Source organism: Pantoea sp. R102 (assembly GCF_004916815.1).
In the GTDB taxonomy this organism is placed as follows: domain Bacteria; phylum Pseudomonadota; class Gammaproteobacteria; order Enterobacterales; family Enterobacteriaceae; genus Pantoea; species Pantoea dispersa.
Genome location: NZ_SDFT01000155.1, coordinates 22,747 through 28,746, shown reverse-complemented (window position 1 = coordinate 28,746; position 6,000 = coordinate 22,747). Strand labels below are relative to the sequence as shown.

The following is a 6,000-nucleotide window of genomic DNA, read 5'->3' as shown; positions in this document are numbered from 1 at the left end:
ACGCTGAGCCAGCAGCGGCCGGTGCTGGTTTACGTCTGGGCCAGCTGGTGTGGCGTGTGCAAACTCACCACACCGACGGTAGCCGCGCTCAGTCAGCACGGCACGCAGGTGGTCAGCGTGGCTCTGCGATCCGGCAGCGATGCGCGCGTTGCCACCTGGCTGGATAAAAAAGGAGTACGGGGATTCGCCGTCAATGATGAAAGCGGGGCGCTGGGAGAGCGCTGGCAAATCAGCGCCACGCCGACGTTCATCGTGCTGCATCAGGGCAAGGTGGTCAGCACCAGCAGCGGCTGGACCAGCAGCTGGGGGCTCAAGCTGCGCCTGTGGTGGGCGGCACGCGCTGCCTGATTAATCAATAACGGTAATTGACCGCGTTAAATAACCGTAGCGTGAATAACCTTGCGCTGCGGTTATTTTTTTTGCTTATTAAAAATCTGCATTCAATATTTCAATGCATTGAAATTAAATGAGTAATAAATAAATTGATAAATGAATCATTCTGGTTTATTTGCAATTAGCATCATCATGGCACATATATGTTAAATCACTTTTTATTTATTCATTTAATAACGGCGCGCTCGCGCCATTTTATTTTGGGGGAGAACAATGCGAATTCATCACCTCAACTGTGGCTGCATGTGCCCGCTCGGCGGCGCGTTATTCGATGGTTTCAGCAAAGGTCCGTTTGCTGAACTGGTGTGCCACTGCTTACTGCTGGAAACTGACCGTCACGGTTTAATCCTCGTGGATACCGGTCTGGGCACGCAGGACATGCGCCATCCTGACCGCCGCCTGTCGGGCTTTTTCCGCGCGCTGAATAATATTCGCTATAACGAGCAGCTCAGCGCGCTGGCACAGATTCAGCTGCTGGGTTTTCGCCCGGAAGATGTGCGCCACATTATTCTGACCCACCTCGATTTTGACCACGCCGGCGGCATCAGTGATTTTCCGGCCGCCCGCATTCATCTGCTGCAGCGTGAACTGGATACCGTAACCCAGGCGGGCGACAGCAGCTGGCTGGCGCGTCAGCGGTTTCGCCCGCAGCAGTGGACTGCGCACGATGGCTGGCGCGGTTACGCCAGCGGTGGCGAGCGCTGGTATGGCTTTGATGCGGTGAAGGCGGTCGACGATCTCAGCGATGAGATTCTGCTGGTGCCGCTGCCGGGACATACGCTGGGCCATGCGGGCGTGGCGATTCGTCATCAGGGCGGCTGGCTGCTGCATGGCGGCGACGCCTGGTTTTATCGCGGTGAAATGTACCACAGCCAGCGCCACTGTACGCCGGGCCTGCGCGCCTATCAGCGCCTGATGTGCAGTGACCGCGCCGCCTGGCACAGCAATCAGCAGCGGCTGCGTGAGCTGTCACTGCAGCACGCGCAAGAGGTGCAACTGTTCTGCAGCCACGACGCGCAGGAACTGAACCAGTTCCGTCGGCACGGTTAACTTTTTGTGCGGGCTGTGCGCATGACTCTTTATCTTTACTAATATTTCTCAGGCGTGCGAAGCGATGCCTGGCCGGATTGCTCTCGCCTGGAAAAACTGTGATAGGGAGAGTGCGATGTACCATACCTCGGGACGCTCGGTTGTTGGCGTGACGCTGTTTACCCTGCTTGAGCCGTTGCCGCTGGGCTTTTTCTTTGCTGCCTGGCTGTTTGATATTATCTATCTGCAAACCTTCATCGTCATGTGGACCAAAGCCGCCAGCTGGCTGATCGCCATCGGGCTGGTGCTGGCGATTGTGCCGCGACTAATCAGCCTGATTCATTTATTCCGTGGCGCACCTGCCGCAGAGAAGACCCATTTCTGGCTGTCGCTGCTGGCGATCGTGCTGGCCATCGTCAACGCATTCATTCACAGCCGCGATGCCTATGCGGTGGTGCCGATGGGCGTAACGCTCTCCACCCTGGTGGTGGTGCTGTTGCTGATAGCGAATCTGCAGCTGGCGCTGCGCGAGCGTCGTTTACAGGGAGGTCGCCCATGAAATTTCGTGTAATGAGTGCGCTGGGAATTGCGGTACTGCTGAGCGCCTGCGACAGCGGATCGGACCTCGATCCGCAACGGCAAATCGGCCCTGATCCGCAGCTGCCGCAGGCCAAAAACTTCTTTATGCCGCCGATGCAGGTGCCGGAAGGCACCGCGTGGAAAGAGGGCGAGACACCAAAAGTGGCCGACGGCCTGAAGATCGAGAAAATCCCGGCCAGCCTGATGCACCCGCGTCAGCTGTATGTGCTGCCGAATGGCGATGTGCTGGTGGCAGAAGCCAACGGGGTGAAAAACCCGGTCACGGCACCGAAAGAATTGATCATGAGCCTGGTGCAGAAATCTTCCGGCAAAGGTGGCCCGGGCGGCAACCGCATCACGCTGCTGCGCAACGTTAACGGCAAGTGGGAACAGCACCGGTTTATCGAAAACCTTAATGCGCCGTTTGGCATGCAGCTGATTGGCAATACGCTGTATGTGGCTAACGCCGACAGCCTGGTGAAATTCCCTTACCAGACCGGCGAAACCGAAATCCGTACGCCGCCGGAAGAGGTGACGTCACTGCCGGGCGGTGAGCTGAATCACCACTGGACCAAAGCGCTGCTCGCCAGTCCGGACGGCAGCAAACTGTACGTCGGTGTCGGTTCCAACAGTAACATCACCGAGAACGGCATCGGCGCAGAGTATGGCCGCGCGGCGGTGTGGGAAGTGGACGCCGCAACCGGTGCCAGCCGCATTTATGCCAGCGGCATCCGCAATCCTACCGGTCTGCAGTGGGAGCCGCAAAGCGGCAAGCTGTGGGCCATCGCCAACGAGCGTGACGAAATCGGGTCGGATCTGGTGCCGGATTACCTGACCTCCGTGCAGGACAAAGGTTTCTACGGCTGGCCGTACAGCTACTTTGGTCAGCACGTCGACGAGCGCGCCCAGCCGCAGCGGCCGGATCTGGTGGCGAAAGCCATCAAACCGGACTATGCGCTGAGCTCACACGTGGCACCGCTCGGCCTGCTGTTCTATGGCGCGGATAATATGCCGCAGTACCGCGGCGGTGCGTTCATCAGTGAACACGGCAGCTGGAACCGCACGCCGCTCAACGGCTATAAAGTGATTTGGGTGAAATTTGAAAACGGCAAACCGGTCGGGCAACCGCAGACGGTGGTGTCAGGATTCCTCACCGACGATCAGAAGCAGGTACGCGGTTTGCCGGTAGGACTGGCGACGGATAATCAGGGCGGGGTGTTGATTGCCGACGATGCCGGCAACGCGATCTGGCGTATCAGCGCCGCACAGTAGGGTCATCGCAGGCAATAAAAAAGGATTTGGCCAGGTCGCCAAATCCTTTTTTTTATGTTCGTCACCCGGCTGGTAACCGCGCTCGGAACGGGGTGCTCAGCACTCCTCACAAAAGGAATGATAAAATGTGCAGCGAAAGATTTCAAGTTTCGCTAAAATACTGTATGGTTATACAGGTGTTGAGCGCGGCGGATGCTTATTGTTTTCTGATGACTCCAGGGGCGCGGATAGTCAAACCCCGGCAGGTTTCAGGTGGTGCTGGCCTGTGGCTTTCACAATGAGTGCCGCTCAGCGCTCCTCACAGATGTGCTTAGGCGGTCGGCGGGTAGAGTCAGGGCCCCGAAAGCTGAACAGCGCGCTCCTGTCAGAGGAGAAGGAAAGTGATGGAACTTGTTCGATTACTCCTGGACCTGGTCCGGGTGATCCTGCAAATCATCGTTGCCCTTTTGCAACTGACCGGTCAGGCGCACTGACCGGAACTTGAAACAAGGCGGAGCTCACCCCTCCGCCTTTTTTCGTACGCCCGCGTCACGCGCCGGGCCGGCTTTGCTGTTGCATTGCCTGTCTGAGCGCCGCAACAAACACGCTGACGCGCGCCGGCAGGTGGCGCGTGGTGGGAAACAGCGCCCACACGCCCAGCATCTGCGGCTGCGCGTCCTCCAGCTCCAGCGCCACCAGTTCGCCGGATGCCAGCTCTTCCCGCACATCCCATTCGGATAGCTGCGCGATGCCGCTGCCGGCCACGCACAGCGCACGCACCCCTTCGACATTGCTGCCGCTAAAGCGGCCGTCAACACTCAGGCTGGAGAGATGACCGTCCACCATAAAACTCCACTGCACCACATTCGACAGGCGCAGACAGTGGTGTTGATGCAGATCCGCCAGATGACGCGGCGTGCCGAAGCGTTGCAGATAGCCCGGAGCCGCACACAGCCGGCGCGGGTTATCGGCCAGGCGGTGTGCCACCAGGCGGGAATCGCGCAGCGGGGCGATGCGAATCGCGACATCAAAGCCCAGCCCGACAATGTCCGTGACATCGTCGCTGAGCTGAAACTCAACGCGCAGCCCAGGGTTTTGCTCCATCAGTGACGGCAGCAGTGGAATGATGGTGCGCCGGCCAAACCCCGTAGGCGCGGTGATGCGTAGCTGGCCGGTGGCCCCCTGTTTATCGGGCGCGAACAGGTTGCGTGCGCTCTGTTCGGTCTCGGCCAGCGTTCTGGCATAGGGAAGAAACTCTTCGCCTTCATCGGTAAGGGCAATGGCGCGCGTGGTGCGATGCAGCAGCCGTACGCCGAGATCTTCCTCCAGTGAGGCTAGCCGGCGCGACACGGTCATAGTGGTGGTGCCGAGCCGCCGCGCCGCCTGCGTCAGGCTGCGGGTTTGCGACACCATCAGAAAAACATCAATATCCCGGGAGTTCATTGTAACGGTTTCCGTTAAGCAGACGTATCATAATCGGCCATTTTTGCCACAATGGCGACTCACTATAATGGCTCCTGATGATAATTTATTTCAGAGCGCCGAATGACCGACAAACACCTGTTTCAGAGCAGTACGCTTAACCACCTCGATTTAACCAATCGCCTGATGGTGGCACCGATGACGCGCATCTCCGCCAGTGTGGACGGTGTCCCGGGCGAGCGTATGCAGCAGTACTATACGCGTTTCGCCCGCGGTGGCTTTGGCGCAGTAATCACCGAAGGTCTCTACATTGATGAAGCCTGGTCACAGACTTACGCTTTTCAGGCCGGGCTGGTCAATCGCCAGCAGATCGCCGGCTGGCGGGCCATCACCGACAGCGTGCACCAGCACGGCAGCAAAATCATTGCACAGCTGATGCACGCCGGTGCGATATCGCAGGGCAATATTTACCGGCGCGATACGCTGGCGCCTTCGGCGATCCCGCCACGTGGCGAACAACTGCGGTTTTACCATGGCCACGGCGCTTACCCGTTGCCGCGCGCCATGAGTGATGAACAGATTGAGCAGGTGATTGACGCCTTTGCTGACAGCGCGGCGCGCGCCATTGAGGCAGCCGGTTTTGACGGCATTGAAATTCACGCGGCCAACGGTTATCTGCTCGATCAGTTCTTTACCGATTACACCAACCAGCGCAGCGACCGCTGGGGCGGCGATATTATCGCAAGACTGACGCTGACGCGGGAGGTGATTGCCGCGGTGCGACAGCGCATCGGTGCCAACGTCACGCTGGGCGTGCGGATTTCCCAGGGGAAAGTGAATGATTTTACGCATAAATGGCACGAGGGCGCTGCCGGAGCGCGCCAGGTGTTTGCGCTGCTGGCCGACTCAGGTATCGATTATCTGCACCTGACCGAACACGATGCGTTGCAGCCAGCGTTCGCGGACGCGGCAGAGTCGCTGCTACAGCTGGCGCGCCAGGCTGCGCCACAGTTGCCGGTGGTGATCAACGGATCGCTGTCAGATGCCGAACGCGCCGGCATGGCGTTGTATCAGGGCGCAGATTATGTGGCGCTGGGCAAAAGCGCGCTGGCCAATCCGGACTGGCCACAGCGCGTTCGCCACGGCCAGCCGCTGCGCGCCTTCGATCAAAACCTGCTGGCACCGTCCGCGGATGTTAAAAACAGCGAGCTGGCATAACCGCCGTTTTCGGTCGCCATCCATGGCGACCCTGCCACAACGGTGTAAAACGCATGCCCGCGCATCTGCAACAATGATGTGGGGTTTTGTCGGGTGCGCATTGCTGCG

At 59.0% G+C, this 6,000-nt stretch carries 6 protein-coding genes; 5 read left to right on the top strand and 1 reads right to left on the bottom strand.

From position 1 onward, the window contains the following. The 4 genes from ERD80_RS16270 to ERD80_RS16255 form a co-directional block, all read left to right on the top strand. A partial coding sequence (locus ERD80_RS16270; protein ID WP_136547641.1) for a thioredoxin domain-containing protein occupies positions 1–348 on the top strand: 348 nt, incomplete at its 5' end. Positions 349–606: 258 nt separating this feature from the next. Continuing rightward, positions 607–1,443, top strand: coding sequence for an MBL fold metallo-hydrolase (locus ERD80_RS16265; protein WP_136547640.1), 837 nt, complete (start codon positions 607–609; stop codon positions 1,441–1,443). Between the two features lie 115 nt (positions 1,444–1,558). Next, positions 1,559–1,981, top strand: a complete 423-nt coding sequence (locus tag ERD80_RS16260; protein ID WP_136547638.1) for a DUF2231 domain-containing protein — start codon at positions 1,559–1,561, stop codon at positions 1,979–1,981. Beyond that, complete coding sequence (locus ERD80_RS16255; protein WP_021505987.1) at positions 1,978–3,273, top strand: sorbosone dehydrogenase family protein; 1,296 nt, start codon at positions 1,978–1,980, stop codon at positions 3,271–3,273. Before ERD80_RS16260 ends, ERD80_RS16255 begins: the two co-directional genes overlap by 4 nt. Before the next feature lie 528 nt (positions 3,274–3,801). Here the strand turns inward: ERD80_RS16255 and ERD80_RS16245 are convergent. Further along, positions 3,802–4,695 (bottom strand): LysR family transcriptional regulator, encoded by an 894-nt coding sequence (locus ERD80_RS16245; RefSeq protein ID WP_058758595.1) that lies wholly within the window; start codon positions 4,693–4,695, stop codon positions 3,802–3,804. Positions 4,696–4,797: 102 nt separating this feature from the next. Here ERD80_RS16245 and ERD80_RS16240 point away from each other — a divergent pair, with 102 nt between their 5' ends. After that, entirely contained in the window at positions 4,798–5,892 is a 1,095-nt protein-coding gene (locus ERD80_RS16240; protein ID WP_136547636.1) for an NADH:flavin oxidoreductase, read from the top strand. Positions 5,893–6,000: the final 108 nt, after the last annotated feature.

Bases quoted from the DNA above. Each gene is read 5' to 3' on its own strand.
- ERD80_RS16245 (WP_058758595.1), bottom strand. From the start codon at position 4,695: ATGAACTCCCGGGATATTGATGTTTTTCTGATGGTGTCGCAAACCCGC.
- ERD80_RS16265 (WP_136547640.1), top strand. From the start codon at position 607: ATGCGAATTCATCACCTCAACTGTGGCTGCATGTGCCCGCTCGGCGGC.
- ERD80_RS16260 (WP_136547638.1), top strand. From the start codon at position 1,559: ATGTACCATACCTCGGGACGCTCGGTTGTTGGCGTGACGCTGTTTACC.
- ERD80_RS16255 (WP_021505987.1), top strand. From the start codon at position 1,978: ATGAAATTTCGTGTAATGAGTGCGCTGGGAATTGCGGTACTGCTGAGC.
- ERD80_RS16240 (WP_136547636.1), top strand. From the start codon at position 4,798: ATGACCGACAAACACCTGTTTCAGAGCAGTACGCTTAACCACCTCGAT.